The 17,061-nt window shown below is 69.9% G+C and carries 16 protein-coding genes; 7 read left to right on the plus strand and 9 right to left on the minus strand.

Features of this window, described 5'->3' with window-relative positions; all coding sequences use genetic code 11:
• Positions 1–34: 34 nt before the first annotated feature.
• The 3 genes from HD593_RS49080 to HD593_RS49090 form a co-directional block, all read right to left on the minus strand.
• Entirely contained in the window at positions 35–1,207 is a 1,173-nt protein-coding gene (locus HD593_RS49080; protein ID WP_185109754.1) for a DUF6745 domain-containing protein, read from the minus strand.
• The gene (locus HD593_RS49085) at positions 1,207–1,503 is read right to left on the minus strand and encodes a hypothetical protein (protein WP_185109755.1); all 297 of its coding nucleotides are present in this window, start codon (positions 1,501–1,503) and stop codon (positions 1,207–1,209) included. The genes HD593_RS49080 and HD593_RS49085 overlap by 1 nt, the downstream gene beginning before the upstream one ends.
• Positions 1,504–1,626: 123 nt before the next feature.
• On the minus strand, positions 1,627–3,189 hold the full coding sequence (locus HD593_RS49090; protein ID WP_185109756.1) for a DUF4434 domain-containing protein: 1,563 nt from the start codon (positions 3,187–3,189) through the stop codon (positions 1,627–1,629).
• A gap of 83 nt (positions 3,190–3,272) precedes the next feature.
• On the opposite strand from HD593_RS49090, the gene HD593_RS49095 reads away from it, so the two are divergent.
• The 7 genes from HD593_RS49095 (at position 3,273) to HD593_RS49125 (ending at position 10,231) form a co-directional block, all read left to right on the plus strand.
• Positions 3,273–4,097 carry an SDR family NAD(P)-dependent oxidoreductase gene (locus HD593_RS49095; RefSeq protein ID WP_185109757.1) on the plus strand — a complete coding sequence of 275 codons (825 nt, stop codon included), beginning with the start codon at positions 3,273–3,275 and terminating at the stop codon, positions 4,095–4,097.
• Between the two features lie 122 nt (positions 4,098–4,219).
• Positions 4,220–5,311, plus strand: coding sequence for an ABC transporter ATP-binding protein (locus tag HD593_RS64860; protein WP_185109758.1), 1,092 nt, complete (start codon positions 4,220–4,222; stop codon positions 5,309–5,311).
• A complete protein-coding gene (locus HD593_RS49105) occupies positions 5,304–6,398 on the plus strand; it encodes an ABC transporter ATP-binding protein (RefSeq protein WP_185109759.1) in 1,095 nt (364 codons plus the stop codon). The genes HD593_RS64860 and HD593_RS49105 overlap by 8 nt, the downstream gene beginning before the upstream one ends.
• Positions 6,395–7,336, plus strand: a complete 942-nt coding sequence (locus HD593_RS62790) for a carbohydrate ABC transporter permease (protein ID WP_221525352.1) — start codon at positions 6,395–6,397, stop codon at positions 7,334–7,336. The genes HD593_RS49105 and HD593_RS62790 overlap by 4 nt, the downstream gene beginning before the upstream one ends.
• Before the next feature lie 5 nt (positions 7,337–7,341).
• A complete protein-coding gene (locus tag HD593_RS49115; RefSeq protein ID WP_221525353.1) occupies positions 7,342–8,151 on the plus strand; it encodes a carbohydrate ABC transporter permease in 810 nt (269 codons plus the stop codon).
• A gap of 2 nt (positions 8,152–8,153) precedes the next feature.
• The gene (locus HD593_RS49120; RefSeq protein ID WP_185109760.1) at positions 8,154–8,429 is read left to right on the plus strand and encodes a DUF2160 domain-containing protein; all 276 of its coding nucleotides are present in this window, start codon (positions 8,154–8,156) and stop codon (positions 8,427–8,429) included.
• Between the two features lie 17 nt (positions 8,430–8,446).
• Complete coding sequence (locus HD593_RS49125) at positions 8,447–10,231, plus strand: ABC transporter substrate-binding protein (RefSeq protein ID WP_185109761.1); 1,785 nt, start codon at positions 8,447–8,449, stop codon at positions 10,229–10,231.
• A gap of 39 nt (positions 10,232–10,270) precedes the next feature.
• On the opposite strand, the gene HD593_RS49130 is transcribed toward HD593_RS49125, so the two are convergent.
• The 6 genes from HD593_RS49130 to HD593_RS49155 form a co-directional block, all read right to left on the minus strand.
• On the minus strand, positions 10,271–11,350 hold the full coding sequence (locus HD593_RS49130) for a dienelactone hydrolase family protein (RefSeq protein WP_185109762.1): 1,080 nt from the start codon (positions 11,348–11,350) through the stop codon (positions 10,271–10,273).
• Entirely contained in the window at positions 11,340–12,620 is a 1,281-nt protein-coding gene (locus HD593_RS49135; protein ID WP_185109763.1) for a Gfo/Idh/MocA family protein, read from the minus strand. The genes HD593_RS49130 and HD593_RS49135 overlap by 11 nt, the downstream gene beginning before the upstream one ends.
• Positions 12,621–12,639: 19 nt before the next feature.
• Positions 12,640–13,926: an extracellular solute-binding protein gene (locus HD593_RS49140; protein WP_185109764.1), complete on the minus strand. Its 1,287-nt coding sequence runs from the start codon at positions 13,924–13,926 to the stop codon at positions 12,640–12,642.
• A gap of 43 nt (positions 13,927–13,969) precedes the next feature.
• The gene (locus HD593_RS49145) at positions 13,970–14,836 is read right to left on the minus strand and encodes a carbohydrate ABC transporter permease (RefSeq protein WP_185109765.1); all 867 of its coding nucleotides are present in this window, start codon (positions 14,834–14,836) and stop codon (positions 13,970–13,972) included.
• Positions 14,820–15,782: a carbohydrate ABC transporter permease gene (locus tag HD593_RS49150; RefSeq protein WP_185109766.1), complete on the minus strand. Its 963-nt coding sequence runs from the start codon at positions 15,780–15,782 to the stop codon at positions 14,820–14,822. Before HD593_RS49150 ends, HD593_RS49145 begins: the two co-directional genes overlap by 17 nt.
• 194 nt (positions 15,783–15,976) lie before the next feature.
• Positions 15,977–16,930 (minus strand): LacI family DNA-binding transcriptional regulator, encoded by a 954-nt coding sequence (locus HD593_RS49155; protein ID WP_185109767.1) that lies wholly within the window; start codon positions 16,928–16,930, stop codon positions 15,977–15,979.
• Between the last annotated feature and the right edge of the window lie 131 nt (positions 16,931–17,061).

The raw sequence follows: 17,061 nt of genomic DNA on the forward strand, positions 1-17,061 counted from the left end.
ACCTGTGATGGGCGCGCCGGGCGCGCTGTGAGGTTCAGGTCTCGCGTTGGGGGCGGTAGTCGTCCTCGGTGAGCCCGAACGTCCAGGCCACGCCCTCCCGCGCCCGCCGGACCCACGGTGGCACCCGCAGGAAGTAGGTGCGGCTGGTGCCGTCGGGCTCGGGGGTGGAGTTGACCACCTCCACCATGGCCAGCGGCTCGTCGTCGGGCAGCTCGATCCGCCACAGCACGCCGGTCTCGTCGGAGTGGACCGGCTGGGCGCCCGACTCGGCCAGGTAGCGGTCGAGGCCGAAGTGCTCCAGCATGGCGCGGCGCAGCTCGGTGTTCGCCTCGGAACGGATGCGCTCGGGGGTGAGGACGGTCATCGTGGCGCCGAACTCGGGCGGGACGGGCATGCCGTGCCAGGCGTGCAGGGCGAACCCGTCGGCGTACGACAGGGCGGGGCCGTCGGCGCGGTGCGGCCGGCCGAGGTCGTCGAGGTGCAGCTCGATGGGGCGTCCGGTGATGATGGCGAGCCGCTCGTACGGCCACCACCAGCCCGCCCGCTCCGCCACCCGCTTGAGCCCGCCGAGCCCGTCAACCCCGCCGAGCCCGTCGAACGCCGACAGCCAGGGTGCGTCGTGCTGGCCGAGCACGGCGTCGAGCGTCACGTTCCGCAGGCTCTCGCCGAACCGCTCGGCCGCCAGGTCGGTGTCCGTGCCGAGGGCCGTGTCGAGGGCGGCGCCCCGGTCGGCGATGGCGCGGCGGAGGTCGCTGACCAGCCGTTCGGCCTGCGGCCACAGCCGGCCGCCCGTCTCGGCCCAGAGCTGCGCCCAGCCGGCATGGCCCAGCCGGGCGTACGCGGCCGCCCTGGCCCGCTCCCACGGCCCGGTGCGCACGGCGTCACGCACCGACCGCCCGGGGTCCAGGCTCCCCAATCTCCGCCCGTCCGTCAGGAGCCCGTCAAACCCGAGCCCGTCCGTCAGGAGCCCGCCGAGCCCGCGCCCCAGCCCGTCCCGCAGCAGCCCTGCCCGCTCCAGCCCCGCGCGCACCGTCTCACCGCCGGTCAGCCACGCCGCCACGACCGCGCCCGCCAGGGGTGACGGCAGCACCAGCACCCGCTCGGGCTCGGCCAGCCCCGCCTCACGGTACGCCTGCCGCACAGCCTCCTCGGCGCCCTCGGCGTGCCCGGTCGCGACGGTGACCTGCTCCCACGTCAAGGTCGCCATCAGTCGGCCACCACCCGGTGGGAGCCCGGCACGTACTCGCGCTGCCGCACCACGCGGTACCAGCCCTTCGGCAGCGAGATCGCGTCGTGCTCCTCGTGCACGAGCCTGCCGCCCTCGGGCAGGTGCAGGAAGCCGCGCGACAGCGTGCCGGGGCCGGGGATGGCGTGGCAGTGCCCGGTGGCCTCGCCGTGCGCCAGCACCAGCCGCCCGCGGGCGTCGCGCGGCTGGGGCCGCAGCCCGCCGGGAACGGCCGCCTCGGGCATGGGCACGATCAGGATGTCGCCCTGTCGGTACATCGACCAAACCTCCATCGATCGGGGGGATGATCGGAAACTAGCGACAGGCACCGACAGAAACAGGGTGTCCGTCGCTCAGCGCTCGCCGCAGATCGCGTGACCGCCGACCCCGCAACAGGCCGTTCAACGCTCGTCGCGGATCGCGTAGCCGCTGGTACTGGAGTGGCCGGCCGCGTTCGTGGCCGTGACGGAGGTCCACGGCCAGGCGTACGGAACCCAGGCGGATTCGAGCCGCCCCCGCGCATAAGCCTCCTGCGCGACCACGTCCCCGCCGGGCTCGAACCGCAGCGTGCCGCCCCGCAGGTGGTATCCCTCGACGAGCACCCCGGGCCGCCCGCCGCGCTTCTCAGCCCGCGCGCTGACGATGATCGGCTGCTGCCACCCAGCCGCGATGTCGTCGGCGAGCGACGGCGTGTCGTAGCGGGCCTGGCAGGTGAAGAACGGATCCCACCCGTACGAGATGATCTTGACAGGATGCGGCCCCGACGCCATCACCTGCTGGTCGAGCCGGGCCTTCGTGGTACGCCCGCGGTGCGGCAGCGGGTCGGTCCGCCCGCACTCGCCCTCGGCCGGCGTCGGCTCGAACCCCTCGACGTTCACCCACAGCTCGACCCCGCGCGGCACCCGCCTGGCGGCCGCCTCCACGTACGCGCTGGTGGGCCCGTAGTACGCCTGCGCGTTGGACACGTCCCCCACTACCGGCACCAGCCGAGGCGCCACCCTGGCGTCGCCCTCCTGCGGCCCGTGCACCGGCACCTTGCCCGTGCCGCGCCCGTCCTGCACGGCGACCGCCATGGGCGCGCCGGCCCGGGTGCCCGCGATATCCGCCAGCCCCTTCTCGACCTGCGACGGCGGGAAGCCGCGGCCCCGGCGCGCGTCGATGTACGGGCTGACCACGATCTTCTTGCCCGGCAGCGCGGCGGCGACCACGGCGTGCTGGGCGGCGTACAGGGAGATGATCGGATCCTGCTCCGCCCGCGCCCGCATGGCCAGCTCGAACGACTGGTACACCCCGCCGAACGCCGTCAGCCCCGCGAAGCGTGCCCGGTAGTCGGCCAGCACCCGGGCGGTGAACGTGTTGAGCGCGGCGGTGTGGGCGGCGTCGGGCTCCCACGGCTTGTCCTCGCGCTGCGAGGCGGCGGGCAGGCCGGGGAAGACGGTCATGCCGTACGCGCTCGCCTCCCGCATCAGGTTGCCCAGCCCGTCGCCGTCGGTGGCGACGAGCACGAGGTCGTGATCGGCGGCGGCGCACGACCCGGCCAGCGTGAGCCGGTAGAAGGTCCGCCCGCCGCTGCCGATCCGCCGGTCGATGCCAGGGCAGCGCAGCATGCCCTGCCCGAACTCCTCGCTGGTCACGTACGTGTAGACCTGGCGGACGCGCACGCCTGGCACCTCGGCGCAGGGCCGGCCGTCCACGAGGCAGGCGGGGAAATCGGGGTCCTGCCGCGCGTCGAACCGGGGCCCGAACGTGATCAGCGTGTCGCCGCCGATCGCGTGGACGGCCTCGACCATGCGCTGCGTGACGCACTGGTCGGCGCGCGGGATCACCCAGTAGCCGGTGACCGCGTACGGGGCCACGACCCGGGTGTCGCGCGGCGGGCACCCCTCCGGCTCGGGCGGCTCGTCGGGGATGACCATGCCCACCACGAAGGCGACCGCCACGATCAGCCACAGGACCCGGTGCACTCACACCCCTTCCACACGCGGCCTCCAGCCTACGCGGCGACCCCGGCGCGGACCGTCACGATCCTGTCGCGGAGAATGACATCATGCGTATCGATCTCAGCGGCAGGACCGCGCTGGTCACGGGCTCGACCCAGGGAATCGGAGCGGCCATCGCCACCGGGCTGGCCCGGGCGGGGGCGCGCGTGGGCGTCAACGGCCGCGGCGAGGGCTCGGTGGCGGCGGCCATCGAGCGGATGGACGACGAGCGCATCGAGGCCGAGCGGGCGGCCGGGGAGCGGCTGCACTACGACCTCGTCGCGGCGCCGGGCGACGTCTCGACGGTGGAGGGCTGCGAGCGGGTCGCGCAGATGCTCCCGCACGTGGACATCCTGGTGAACAACCTGGGCATCTTCGGCGCCAAGCCCGCGCTGGAGATCGACGACGCCGAGTGGCGGCGCTACTTCGAGGTGAACGTGCTGGCCGCGGTCCGGCTGACGCGCGCGTACCTGCCGGGGATGCGGGAGCGCGGCTGGGGGCGGATCCAGTACATCGCCAGCGACTCCGCCGTCGCCATCCCGCACGAGATGATCCACTACGGCATGTCGAAGACCGCGCTGCTGGCGGTCTCGCGGGGGTTCGCCAAGGAGGCGGCGGGCAGCGGCGTCACGATCAACTCGGTGATCGCCGGGCCGACGCACACCGGGGGCGTGGAGGACTTCGTCTACCAGCTCGTGGACAGGGAGCTGCCGTGGGAGGAGGCGCAGCGGGAGTTCATGCGGCTGCACCGCCCGCAGTCGCTGCTCCAGCGCCTGATCGAGCCCGAGGAGATCGCGAACCTGGTGGTCTACCTGAGCTCTCCCCTCGCCTCCGCGACGACGGGCGCGGCGGTGCGGGTGGACGGCGGGTACGTCGACTCGATCCTCCCCTGACCAGGGCCTACAGAAATGCGCTGACAACAAACGCACCATAGTCAACAGGTGCCTCACAAGCACTCTTTGCAGGCCCATACAGATCATGTTAGAAGGGAGGGAAGCAGAGAGGACCGGGCACAGTGACGGTGATTCTCGACGGCATCTCCGTACGGCAGCACGGAGAGACCTGGCTCAACGACATAAACCTCGAATTATCCGATGGATTGACCACCCTCATCGGCCCGATGACGGCGGGAAAGACGACCTTGATGCGCGTCGTCGCCGGTTTGCTGACGCCCGATTCAGGGCGGGTGCTGGTCAACGGGAAAGATGTCACGAAAATCTCGGTGCGAAAACGTTCGGTCGCTTTCGTCTATCAGCAATTCATCAATTATCCCTCGCTGACCGTCTACGAGAACATCGCCTCCCCGCTCCGCCTCGACCCCCGCTTCCGCCGTGACGGCCTGGACCGGCGGGTCCGCGAGGTGGCCGAGCTGATGGGCCTGGCCGGCCTGCTGGAGCGCCGGCCGTCCGAGCTGTCGGGCGGCCAGCAGCAGCGCACCGCCATCGCCCGCGCCCTGGCCCGCCCCGTGGACGTGCTGCTGCTCGACGAGCCCCTCGCCAACCTGGACTTCAAGCTGCGCGAGCAGTTGCGCGCGGACCTGAAGGCGATGTTCGCCGGCTCCTCCGGCGTGGTGCTCTACTCCACCGCCGACCCGAACGAGGCGCTGACATTCGCCGCGCCGACCGTGGTGCTGGGCGAGGGCAGGGTGCGGCAGGTCGGCGACGTCGCCGACATGTACGCGCACCCGCCCACCCTCGCCGTGGCGGCCACGCTCAGCGACCCGCCGCTCAACCTGCTGCCCGGCGTCGTCCGCGACGGCCGGATCGAGCTGCTCGGCACGTCGTTCCCGGCTCCCCGCGCCCACTCCGCCGGCCACACGGTCATGCTCGGCGTGCGCCCGCACCAGGTGACGATCGAGCGCGGGAGCCCGGGCGCGCTGGAGCTGCCGGCCGAGATCAGGCTCGCGGAGGTGACGGGCAGCGCGACGTTCCTGCACCTGCTCCTGGAGGGTGGCCGCCACCTGGTCGCCCACCTGCCGGGCACCCAGCTCTTCACGCCCGGCGAGCCCACGGTCGCGTACGTGGACCCCTCCCACGTGTTCGTCTTCGACGAGGCCGGGGGCCGCCTGCTCGCCACCAGCGCCGCGGAGGTGGACCTGCATGGCTGACATCCGGCTGGAGGGCGTGGGCCACAGCTACGACGGCGGCCGCACGTGGGCGCTCAAGCCGATGACGTGGACCTGGCGCAGCGCGCGGGCGTACGCGCTGCTGGGCCCCAGCGGCTGCGGCAAGACGACGCTGCTGAACATCATCTCCGGCCTGATCACGCCCACCGAGGGCCGCGTCTTCTTCGACGACCGCGACGTCACCGGCGTGCCCACCGCGGGCCGCAACATCGCGCAGGTCTTCCAGTTCCCCGTCCTGTACGAGGAGATGTCCGTCTACGACAACCTCGCCTTCCCCCTCAGGAACAGGAAGGTGCCCAAGCAGGAGGTGGACCGGCGGGTCCGCCAGGTCTCCCGGCTCCTCGGCCTCGACCAGGTGCTGGGCCGCAGGTCGCGCAGGCTGGACGCGGGCCGCCAGCAGATCGTCAGCCTGGGCCGCGGCCTGGTCCGCTCCCAGGTCGCCGCCGTCCTGCTCGACGAGCCGCTGACCGTGGTGGACCCGGCGCTGAAGTGGACGCTGCGCAGCAAGCTCAAGGAGATCCACCGCGACACCGGGCACACGCTGGTCTACGTCACCCACGACCAGACGGAGGCGCTGACGTTCGCCGACGAGGTGGTGGTGCTCAACGAGGGGGCGATCGTGCAGGCCGGCGAGCCGTCGGAGCTGTTCCTGTCGCCGGCGCACGAGTTCGTCGGCCACTTCATCGGCTCGCCCGGGATGAACATGCTGCCCGCCGAGGTCGCCGGCGGGATCGTGCGCGTCGGGGACGAGGACGTGGGCACGGCCGGGGAGCCGCTGCCTCCGGGGCCCGTACGCATCGGGGTGCGGCCCGAGTTCGTGCGCATCGCCCCGGCCGGCACCTCCCCCGGCGTGCCCGCCCGGGTGACCGGGATCGACCGCATGGGCGCGTACGACCTGGTCCACGCCGTCGTCGGCGAGCACCCGCTGATCGCCAAGACCGAGGCGGGCTCCTCCTACCGGCCCGGCGCGGTCGAGTTCCTGCACTTCCCCGCCGACCGCACGTTCCTGTTCCGCGACGAGGTCAGGTGCGGCTCCCTCGCGCCGCTGAACGGAAGGGGCCAGGCGTGACCGTCGCAGGCAGCCAGGTGAGCGGCGAGGTCGTCGCCAGGGAGACACCCGTGGAGGAGGAGCAGCCGCGCGCCCCGCTCAAGCGCAGGAACAACCGGGCCTGGTGGCTGGTCCTGCCGGTCGTCGTGTCGGTGGCGTTCACCGCGGTGATCCCGCTGATGACCGTGGTCAACTTCTCCGTGCAGGACGTCTTCAGCCCCGTCGACCGGGTCTTCGTCGGCCTGGAGTGGTTCCAGACGATCTCCCGCGACCCCGAGGTGCGCGCGGCGCTGGTGCGCACGCTGCTGTTCTCGGCGCAGGTGCTGCTGCTGGAGATCCCGCTGGGCGTGGCGCTGGCCGTGGTGATGCCGCGCAGGGGCGTGTGGGTGTCGGTGGCACTGGTGCTGGTCGCGCTGCCGCTGCTCATCCCGTGGAACGTGGTGGGCACGATCTGGCAGATCTTCGCCCGCGGCGACATCGGGCTGGGCGGCTGGACGATCAACAACGTGCTCGGCATCAACTTCAACTACACGCTGGACTCGACGGACGCCTGGATCACGGTCCTGCTCATGGACGTGTGGCACTGGACGCCGCTGGTGGCGCTGCTGGCGTACGCGGGGCTGCGCTCGATCCCGGAGCCGTACTTCCAGGCCGCGCAGATCGACGCCGCCTCGGCGTGGGCCACCTTCCGGCACATCCAGCTCCCCCGGCTGCGCGGGGTGCTGACGATCGCGATCCTGCTCAGGTTCATGGACAGCTTCATGATCTACACCGAGCCGTTCGTGGTGACGGGCGGCGGGCCGGGCAACGCGACCTCGTTCCTCAGCATCCTGCTGTCGAAGATCGCGGTCGGCCAGTTCGACGTGGGGCCGGCGGCGGCGTTCTCGCTGCTCTACTTCCTCGTCGTGCAGGTCTTCTGCTACGTGTTCTTCACCGTGCTCACCAGGTCGGGGAGGTGAGCGAGGTGACCAGGAGGCTGCCCTGGGCACGTACGGTCTTCTGGCTGTACGTGGCCACGCTCATGCTGCCGCTGCTGTGGATGTTCGGCATGTCGATCCGGCCGAACGAGGACATCCTCGGCAGTTTCTCGCTCGTGCCGCAGCGCGTGACGTTCGACAACTACGCCACCTTCTTCACCGACTCCGCGTGGTATTCGAGCTATCTGAACTCCATCCTCTACACCTCGATGAACGCCGTGATGTCGCTCATCGTGGCGCTGCCCGCGGCGTACGCGTTCTCGCGCTTCCGATTCGCCGGCGACAAGCACCTGTTCTTCTGGCTGCTGACCAATCGCATGGCCCCGCCGGCGGTATTCCTGCTGCCGTTCTTCCAGATTTATCAGGCGGTCGGGCTGTTCGACACGCACCTCGGCGTGGCCATCGCGCACATGCTGTTCAACGTCCCGCTCGCGGTGTGGATCCTCGAAGGATTCATGTCCGGAATTCCGCGGGAAATAGACGAGACCGCGGCGATCGACGGTTATTCGCTGCCGCGGTTCTTCATCCGGATCTTCCTGCCGATGATCCGCTCGGCGATCGGCGTGACGCTGTTCTTCTGCTTCATGTTCAGCTGGGTCGAGCTGCTGATCGCCAGGACGATCACCTCGGTGGACGCCAAGCCGATCGCCGCCACGATGACGCGGACCGTCAGCGCGGCGGGCGTCGACTGGGGCCTGCTGGCCACCGCGGGCGTGCTCACCATCGTCCCCGGCGCCGTCGTCATCTGGTTCGTCCGCAACTACATCGCCAAGGGCTTCGCGCTGGGGAGGGTCTAGCGATGTTCGACTGGATGGTCTGGACCGTCCCCACGGCCCTGGTGTTCGCCGGGCTGGCTCTCCTGCTGGTCGTCATGGCGGTCTGGGCGCATTTCTCCCCGCCCGTGGCCAGGCGCGGTTTCCTGCGCATCGAGACCGACCGCGGCGACCGGCTCTACATCGGCCTGATCAGCGCCGCCGTCGTGCTGGCCGGCTGGATCGCGATCACCGACCTGTCCATGTGGCTCGCGCTCGGCTGCGCGCTGCTGGTGGCGGTGGTGATCGGTATATGGGGTTAACAGAAGAGGAGCAGGCGATGAGGCATCGGACACGCAGATCCGTGGCCGCCGGTCTGGCCGCGGTCGCCCTCATAGCGGCCGGATGCACGCAGAGCGCGGAGAAGCCGGCGAGCGACTTCAAGGAGGCCGACGGCAAGGCCGCGGCCCAGAGGTGGGTGTCGCAGGAGTTCACCCCGAGCACGCTGAGCAAGGAGCAGCAGCTCGCCGAGCTGGACTGGTTCATCAAGGCCGCGGCGCCGTACCGGGGCATGCAGATCAACGTGGTGTCCGAGACGATCACCACGCACGAGTACGAGTCGCAGCAGCTCGCCAAGGCGTTCACCGAGATCACCGGGATCAGGATCAAGCACGACCTGATCCAGGAGGGCGACGTCGTCGAGAAGCTCCAGACGCAGATCCAGGGCAACCAGAACATCTACGACGCCTACGTCAACGACTCCGACCTCATCGGCACCCACTCGCGCGGCGACTACGTGGTGCCGCTGTCGGACTACATGGCCGGCGAGGGCAGGAACGTCACCTCGCCCACCCTCGACCTGAACGACTTCATCGGCATCAGCTTCACCACCGGCCCGGACAAGAAGGTCTACCAGCTCCCCGACCAGCAGTTCGCCAACCTCTACTGGTTCCGCTACGACTGGTTCACCGACCCGGAGATCAAGAAGCAGTTCAGGGACGCGTACGGCTACGACCTCGGCGTCCCGGTCAACTGGGCGGCCTACGAGGACATCGCCGACTTCTTCACCAGCAAGGTCAACGGCAACGGCACCATCGACGGCAAGAAGGTCTACGGCCACATGGACTACGGCCGCAAGGACCCGTCCCTGGGCTGGCGCTTCACCGACGCCTGGCTGTCGATGGCCGGCAACGGCGACCCCGGCATCCCCAACGGCCTGCCGGTGGACGATTGGGGCATCAGGGTGGAGAACTGCCGCCCGGTCGGCTCGTCCGTCACCCGCGGCGGCGACACCAACGGCCCCGCCGCGGTCTACGCGCTGACGAAGTACGTGGACTGGCTGAAGAAGTACGCGCCCCGCGAGGCGGCGGGCATGAACTTCAGCGAGGCGGGGCCGGTGCCCGCGCAGGGCAACATCGCCCAGCAGATCTTCTGGTACACCTCGTTCACGGCCGACATGACCAAGGAGGGCCTGCCGGTCGTCAACAGCGACGGCACGCCCAAGTGGCGCATCGCGCCGAGCCCGCACGGCTCGTACTGGAAGACCGGCAACAAGCTGGGCTACCAGGACGCCGGCTCCTGGACGCTGCTGAAGAGCACGCCGCAGGACCGCAGGGCGGCGGCCTGGCTGTACGCGCAGTTCGTGACGTCGAAGACGGTGTCGCTGAAGAAGTCGATCGTCGGGCTGACGTTCATCCGCGACTCCGACGTCAAGAGCAAGTACTTCGCCGACAACGCCGAGAAGTACGGCGGCCTGATCGAGTTCTACAACTCGCCGGCCCGCAAGCAGTGGACGCCGACCGGCACGAACGTGCCCGACTACCCGAAGCTGGCCCAGCTCTGGTGGCAGAACGTGGCCACCGCCGTGACCGGCGAGACCACGCCGCAGCAGTCGATGGACAACCTGGCCAGGCAGCAGGACGAGATCCTGTCCCGGCTGGAGCGGCTGTCGCAGCAGCGGGAGGGGTACGGCGGCCAGTGCGCGCCCAAGCTGAACCAGGAGCGTGACGCCCAGTACTGGTACGACCAGCCGGGCGCCCCGGCGCCGAAGCTCGCCGACGAGCGCGGCAAGCCGGAGACGCTCGACTACGACAAGCTGATCGCCACCTGGAAGCAGGGCGACTGACGGCCGAAGCCGCCGCCCGTGGCAGGAAACGGGCGGCGGCTAGACCTTGAGCTGGGCCGCCAGCCAGTCGAAGGCCCGCTCCTGCATGGGCACGTCGAAGCTGTGCGGCACCTCGGCGAACACGGCGGCGTAGCTCTCGGGGGCGTCGCGGTACCGCTCGCCGATGATGGCGTGGGCGCGGAGCATGCCCGCCTCGGGGAACAGCTCGTCGCGCATCGCGTACTGGACCATGAGCGGTCCGGGGGCGCGGGCGGCGATCAGGTCGGGATAGTCGCCCAGCCGCGGCAGGCCGGGCGGCCAGAGCATCCAGGTGTGCCGCTCGACGTGGCCGCCGAGCATGTCCCGGTAGGAGGAGGCCATCGCGGCGACGACGACCGCGCGCACGTCCGGGTCGAACGCGCCGAGCAGCGCCGCCCGCAGGCCGCCGCCCGACAGGCCGGCGCAGCCGACCGCGCCGACGTCGGGGCGCGAGCGCAGGTAGGCCGCCGCCGCCAGGTCCTCGCCGGCGACGACACCCGTGAACGAGGTGCCGAGCGCGGCGCAGTGCTTGGCCACCACGTGCTCGTGCTCCCTGGCCAGCAGGTCATACCGGTCGGCCTCGCTGAGGGGCGCGCCGGGGGCGTCCCCACGCCGCGCCGCGCCGGGCGGCCCCTCAGCAGTCTCCAGGGGGAAGCGGCGGCTGCCCCAGACGAACACGTCGTGCGCGAGCACCACGAACCCGCGCCGGGCCAGCGCGTTCGCGAAGGCCCGGCCGCCGTAGATGCCGTCCCGCAGCCGCCGCACCTCGGGCGACGGCTCCCCGGGCCCGTCGGCGATCTTCTCCTTGCCCACCCACTTCATCCCGGCGTGGCAGTGCAGCGCCACCACCCCGGGCAGCGGCCCGCCGGCGTCGCGGGGCTTGAGCAGGTACGCCCGCGTGCGCGGCCCGAACCCGACCGACCACGACAGCTCCTCGCCGTGCAGGTCGCCGTCGGTCCAGGTCCGCTCGACGCGCACGTCCGCGGCCGCCAGGTCGAGCACCCCGATGGCCTCCCTGGCCGCCGCCCGCAGCTCGGGCCCGGGCAGGACCGGGTAGAGCCCGCGCTGCGCGGCGGCGATCCCGGCCAGCTCAGAGAACACGCGTGCCGTCGTCGGCCAGGCGCACGGGAGCCCCGGTGCGGGCGGAGACGCCGGCCGCGTGACCGGTCAGCACGCTGCGGATGCCGTCGCGCCAGCCGGCCTGCCTGGCCAGCGGGTCGTCGCCGGGGCCGCGGAAGACGTCGTCCAGCAGCAGCCGGTCGCCGCCGCCGTGCCCGCCGGCCCCCGACTCGATGGGCACCTCCTCGGGCTCGCTCCAGTGCCGGCGCAGCAGCAGCCGCTCCGACGAGCCGGTCGCGTGTTCCTTGGAGGCCGCGCTGGGATCGACGGCGGCGTGCGGGGGCGTCCACTCCCGCTCCACCACGTCCAGCTCCAGCCGCCCCGCCGTGCCGTTGAAGGCCACCCGATACCCCTCCCAGGGGGCGTGGGCGTGCAGCGAGTACGTCAGGACCGCGCGGTCGGTGTAGCGCACCATGACCGACATGTTGTCGTCGATGTCGATGCCCTCGCCGAAGACGTCCCGGTCGCGGACGTAGCCGTCCTCGTGCTCGGCGTCCAGGTAGAGCCGCTTGAGCCGCTCGTCCCTGGAGATGTCGAGCAGGAACGGGTCCGTGCCGAGCCCGGGTGCGCCGTGGGCGCGCTCGGGGCGGCCGGTCAGGCCGCGCTTCCTGGCGTTCCCGGCGCCGTAGAAGCGCAGGCCGGTCTGGGCGAAGACGAGCTCGGGCGCCGCGTCCAGCCACCAGTTGACCAGGTCGAAGTGGTGGGTGGACTTGTGCACGAGCAGCCCGCCGGAGCTGGCCCGCTCGCGGTGCCAGCGGCGGAAGTAGTCGGCGCCGTGGATGGTGTCGAGCAGCCACTCGAAGTGCACCGAGGTGACTTCGCCGATCGCGCCCTGCTGGAGGAGGCGGCGTACGGCGGAGTTGCGGGGCGAGTACCGGTAGTTGAAGGTGACGATCAGCTTGCCGGTGGCGCGCTCCGCGGCGGCCGCGATGGCCGCGCAGCCGTCGGCGTCGGTCGTGAGCGGTTTCTCCACGATGACGTCGAGGCCCGCGTCGAGCGCCGCGCACACGTATCGCGCGTGCGCGGCGTCGACGGTGGTGACGATGACCGCGTCGGCGAGCTCCAGCACCTTGCCGAACTCATCGGGGGCGAAGCACGGCACCTGCCGGCCGATCCGCTCGACGTAGTAGTCCATGCGGGTCCGGTTGGTGTCGCACAGGGCGACGATGGTTCCGGTGTCGTGCCACTCCCCGAGCAGCGCGTCGACGTACATCTGCGCGCGGTGCCCGAGCCCGACGAACGCGTACCTCATGCCTCTCCTTACGACCTGGTCAGCCCGCGATGGAGGCGTTGACCTCGGTGATCAGCTTCTGCGCCGCGTCGTCGGGGGTCATGCGGCCGAACATGACCTCCTCGGAGTACCTCGTGATGATGTCCTCCGTGGCGCTGGAGCCCTTCGGCGGGGCGGCCGGCGGGTCGGTCAGCGCGTCCTTGTTCTCGTCGAGGAAGGTCAGCGTCTTCTGGTCCGCCGGGGGGAGCTTGTCGCGCACCGCGGCGAGCACCTTGGAGCTGGCGGGCAGACCGCGGTCGCTGAGGATGATCGCGCCCGCCTCCGGGTCGTTGATCATGAAGTCGATGAACTTCGCGGCCTCGGCGGCGTGCTCGGTCTTGGAGGAGGCGCTGTAGAACATGGCCGGCTGCGTGAACATGCCGCTCGCGGTGGCGCCCTTGATCTTCGGCATGACCAGCAGGTCCAGCTCCTGGCCCGACGCCTTGCTGGCCGCGCCGAGCTGGTTGCTCCACCACATGCCCATGGCGCCGGTGTTGGTGCCGAGCAGCGACTGGTCGATGCTGGTGGCGCCGATCTCGGCGCTCTTGGCGGCGTCCGGCGCGCCCTTGCCCTTGATCAGGTTCTGCATGACCGACCACCATTCCTTGATGGTCTCGGGGGTCACGCCGAGCTTGTTGCCGTTGTAGAACTGCTCGCCCTTCTGCGTGGCGTAGATCTGCAGGTAGGCGGGGTTCCAGCTGAGCTGCGTGCCGGTGATCTTGCCGCCGCTGCCGGCGGTGATCTTGTTGGCCAGCTCGACGTACTCCTCCCAGCTCCACGTCTTGTCGTCGGGGAGCGTGGCCTTGGACTGCTCGACCAGGGCCTTGTTGACGATCAGGGAGAAGGCGTTGATACCGGTGGGGATGGCGTACTGCTTGCCGTCGATGGCGCCGGTGGCGAGCACCTTGGCGTCGATGTCGGCGGTGTTGACCTTGCCGGTGACGTCGGCGAGCGTGCCGCGGTCGGCGTACTCGCGCAGGCCGCGGATCTCCAGGCTCATGACGTCCGGCGCGTCGCTGCCCGCGACCTTGGTGGACAGCGTCTCGTAGTAGCTGGCCCAGTCCGAGAACTCGCCCTCGACGTCGATGGTCGGGTTCTTGGCCTCGAACTTCTTGATCGCCTCTTCGGTCATCTTCTGCCGCGCGTCACTGCCCCAGTAGGAGAAGCGCAGCTTGATCTTGCCGTCGGCGGTCTCTCCGCCGCCGCTGCCACTGCCGCAGGCCGCGGTGACCGCCAGCACAGCGGTGGCGAGCAGGGCCGCCGACCACATCTTCTTGCCAGAGCTCACGGCTCTACCTCCTATGGGTGTTCACTGTTGGGGGGTGGAGGATCTACTTCAGGCCCGTGGTGGCTACACCACGGATCAGGTATTTCTGGCCGGCCAGGAAGAACCCGAAGATGGGGCCGAGCGCGATGATCGACATGGCGAACATCGGGCCCCACGACGAATCGCTACTGGCGTCCAAGAACGTGCGCAACGCTACAGGTACGGTGAAATTGTCGGGGTTGTTGAGGTACAGGAGCTGACTGAGGAAGTCGTTCCACGTCCAGATGAACGTGAAGATCGCGGTCGTGGCCAGCGCCGGCATGCACAGCGGCATGACGACCCTGATGAAGATCCGCCAGTAGCCGGCGCCGTCGATCTCCGCCGCCTCGTCCAGCTCCCTGGGCAGGGTACGGATGAACTGCACCATGAGGAAGACGAAGAACGCGTCGGTGGCCAGGATCTTCGGCATGACCAGCGGCCAGATCGTGTTGATCAGGTCGAGCTCGGAGAACATGATGTACTGCGGCACGATCGTCACGTGGTGCGGCAGCATGATCGTACCGAGCATGATCGCGAACCAGAACGACTTCAGCGGGAAGCTCAGCCGGGCGAAGGCGTAGGCGGCCAGCGAGCAGGCCACCAGGTTCGCCACCACCGAGATGCCGGTGATGACCGCGGAGTTCCACAGGTAGTAGCCGAAGGGGTGCTTGAGCGCGTACCAGCCCTCGGTGTAGTTCTCCAGCGTGACCTGGCTGGGCCACAGGCCCGGCTCACGGAAGATGATCTCCTCCGGCTTGAGCGAGCTGGAGATCATCCACAGCAGCGGATAGAGCATGACCAGGCCGAAGCCGATCAGCAGGATGTGCTTGGCCACCCGCCCGCCCCTGAACGGGCGGAACAGGACCGGAACCGGCCTACTTGGTGTCGCCATAGAAGACCCAATACTTGGAAGCGAGGAAGTTCACCCCGGTGAGGGCGGCGATGATGATCAGCAGGACCCACGCCATCGCGGCGGCGTAGCCCATGTCGTAGTTCTTGAAGCCCTCGAGGTAGAGGTAGAGCGTGTAGAACAGGGTGGAGTCGGCGGGGCCGCCCTTTCCACCGCTGACGATGAACGCCTGCGTGAACGACTGGAACGACTTGATGAGCTCCAGCACCAGGTTGAAGAAGATGATCGGCGTCAGCAGGGGCAGCGTGATCGACCGGAACTGCCGCCACTTGCCGGCGCCGTCCACCGAGGCCGCCTCGTAGTAGCTCGCGGGGATCTGGCGCAGACCGGCCAGGAAGATGATCATCGGCGCGCCGAACGTCCACACGTGCAGGAGGATCAGCGTGCCCAGCGCGTAGTCGGGGTGGCCCACCCATCCGGGCCCTTCGATGCCGAACATCGCGAGCACCGCGTTGACCAGGCCGTCGGCGCCGAAGACCTTCCGCCACAGGATCGCGATCGCGACGCTGCCGCCGAGCAGCGAGGGCAGATAGAAGATCGAGCGGTAGAAGGACAGGCCGCGCAGGCCGCGGTCGAGCACCAGCGCGAGGGCGAGGGCGAAGGCCAGCTGCAGCGGGACCGAGACGACCACGTAGACCGTGGTCACCCAGAGCGAGTTCGTGAACCTCGTGTCCTCGGTGAACATCTTGACGTAGTTGTCGAACCCGATCCACTGGGCCTCCTCCAGGAGGCTGTAGTCGGTGAACGACAGGTACAGGGAGGCGAAGATCGGGCCGATCGTGATGACGAGCAGGCCGACGAACCATGGGGCCAGGAAGAGATAGGCGGCCCGTGCCTCCCGGCGGGACCGTTTCGTGGAGCGATGACTGCCACGGGCGGGTGGCCGCACCGCACGCCCGGGTTTCACCGCCACCGAAACTTCAGTCATCACGGACCTTCCGGCGAGAAGTGAATGGATAGCGCTTTCCTATAGCTGGCGGGAAAGTTTCGTCAACCCTTTGCAGGCGTTACATAGCCGTTACCGATATATCGCCACGGCGTTTCCCCAGCTAGCAAGCGTGACCGCCCGATAAGTCAGATGAATTACGATCCGATTTAGTACAACCGTTTGCAGACGCAGAGCTACCGTGGAGCCGCGGTGGAGTCCCTGATCACCAGGCGCGTCTCCAGCGACGTGGTGGCGCTCACCTCCTGGATGAGCAGATCCACCGCGAGCCGCCCCGCCGCGGCCGTCGGCATGGCCACGGTGGTGAGCTTCGGGCGGCTCAGCCGTCCCGGCACGATGTCGTCTATGCCGACCACGCTCAGGTCCGCGGGCACGCTCAGCCCGAGGTCGCCGAGGCCCTCGATGAGCCCGATGGCCACCAGGTCGTTGTAGGCCAGCACGCCGGTCACCCCGGAGTCGCGCACCCGGGCGGCCGCGGCGAACCCGCCGCGCTCGGTGGGCGCGTTCGGGCCGATCACGACGAGCTCGACGCCCGGCACCTGCTCGGCCGCCGTACGGATCTCCGCGCTCGTCCACGACCCGGCGGGCCCCGACACCAGCGCGACCCGCCGGTGCCCCAGCCCGGCCAGGTGCTCGACCGCCAGCCTGGCCCCGTGCCCGACGTCCATCAGCACGGTGGCCGCGCCGCGCAGCCGCCGGTTGATCACCACGAACGGCACCCGCTCGGCCAGCCGCTCCAGCACCTTGTTCGACGAGCGCGGGCTGCACAGCACCACCCCGTCCACCTGCTTGGAGAAGGCCTGGATCAGCTCCTCCTCGGCCGCCGGCTCCTCGTCGGTGTCGGCCACGAACAGGTGGTAGTCGCGCTGGCGGGCCGCCGAGTGCGCCGCCTTGATCAGCGGTGGGAAGAACGGGTTGGCGATGTCGGCCACGATCAGGCCCAGATTGTGGGTACGCCCGGTCGTGAGCGCCCTGGCCGCCCGGTTGGGCCGGTAGCCGAGCTCCTCGGCCACTGTCAGCACCCTGGTACGGGTGGCGGCGTTCACCATGTGCGGCGCGGAGAACGTCCGCGACACCGTCGACACATGCACGCCGGAGGCCCTGGCCACATCACGAATCGTCACTGTCACAGTCGCACACCCTAACGCAACCGCTTGCAGAACCCATGAGTACGATGAAAGCGCTTGCCGCACGTCCATGAAACGGGAACCCCTGGGAAGCCCCAGCTAGACGGGCGGTCACGAAATCACCTCTTGACGCC

Origin of the sequence: Nonomuraea rubra (genome assembly GCF_014207985.1) — a bacterium.
Lineage (GTDB): Bacteria > Actinomycetota > Actinomycetes > Streptosporangiales > Streptosporangiaceae > Nonomuraea > Nonomuraea rubra.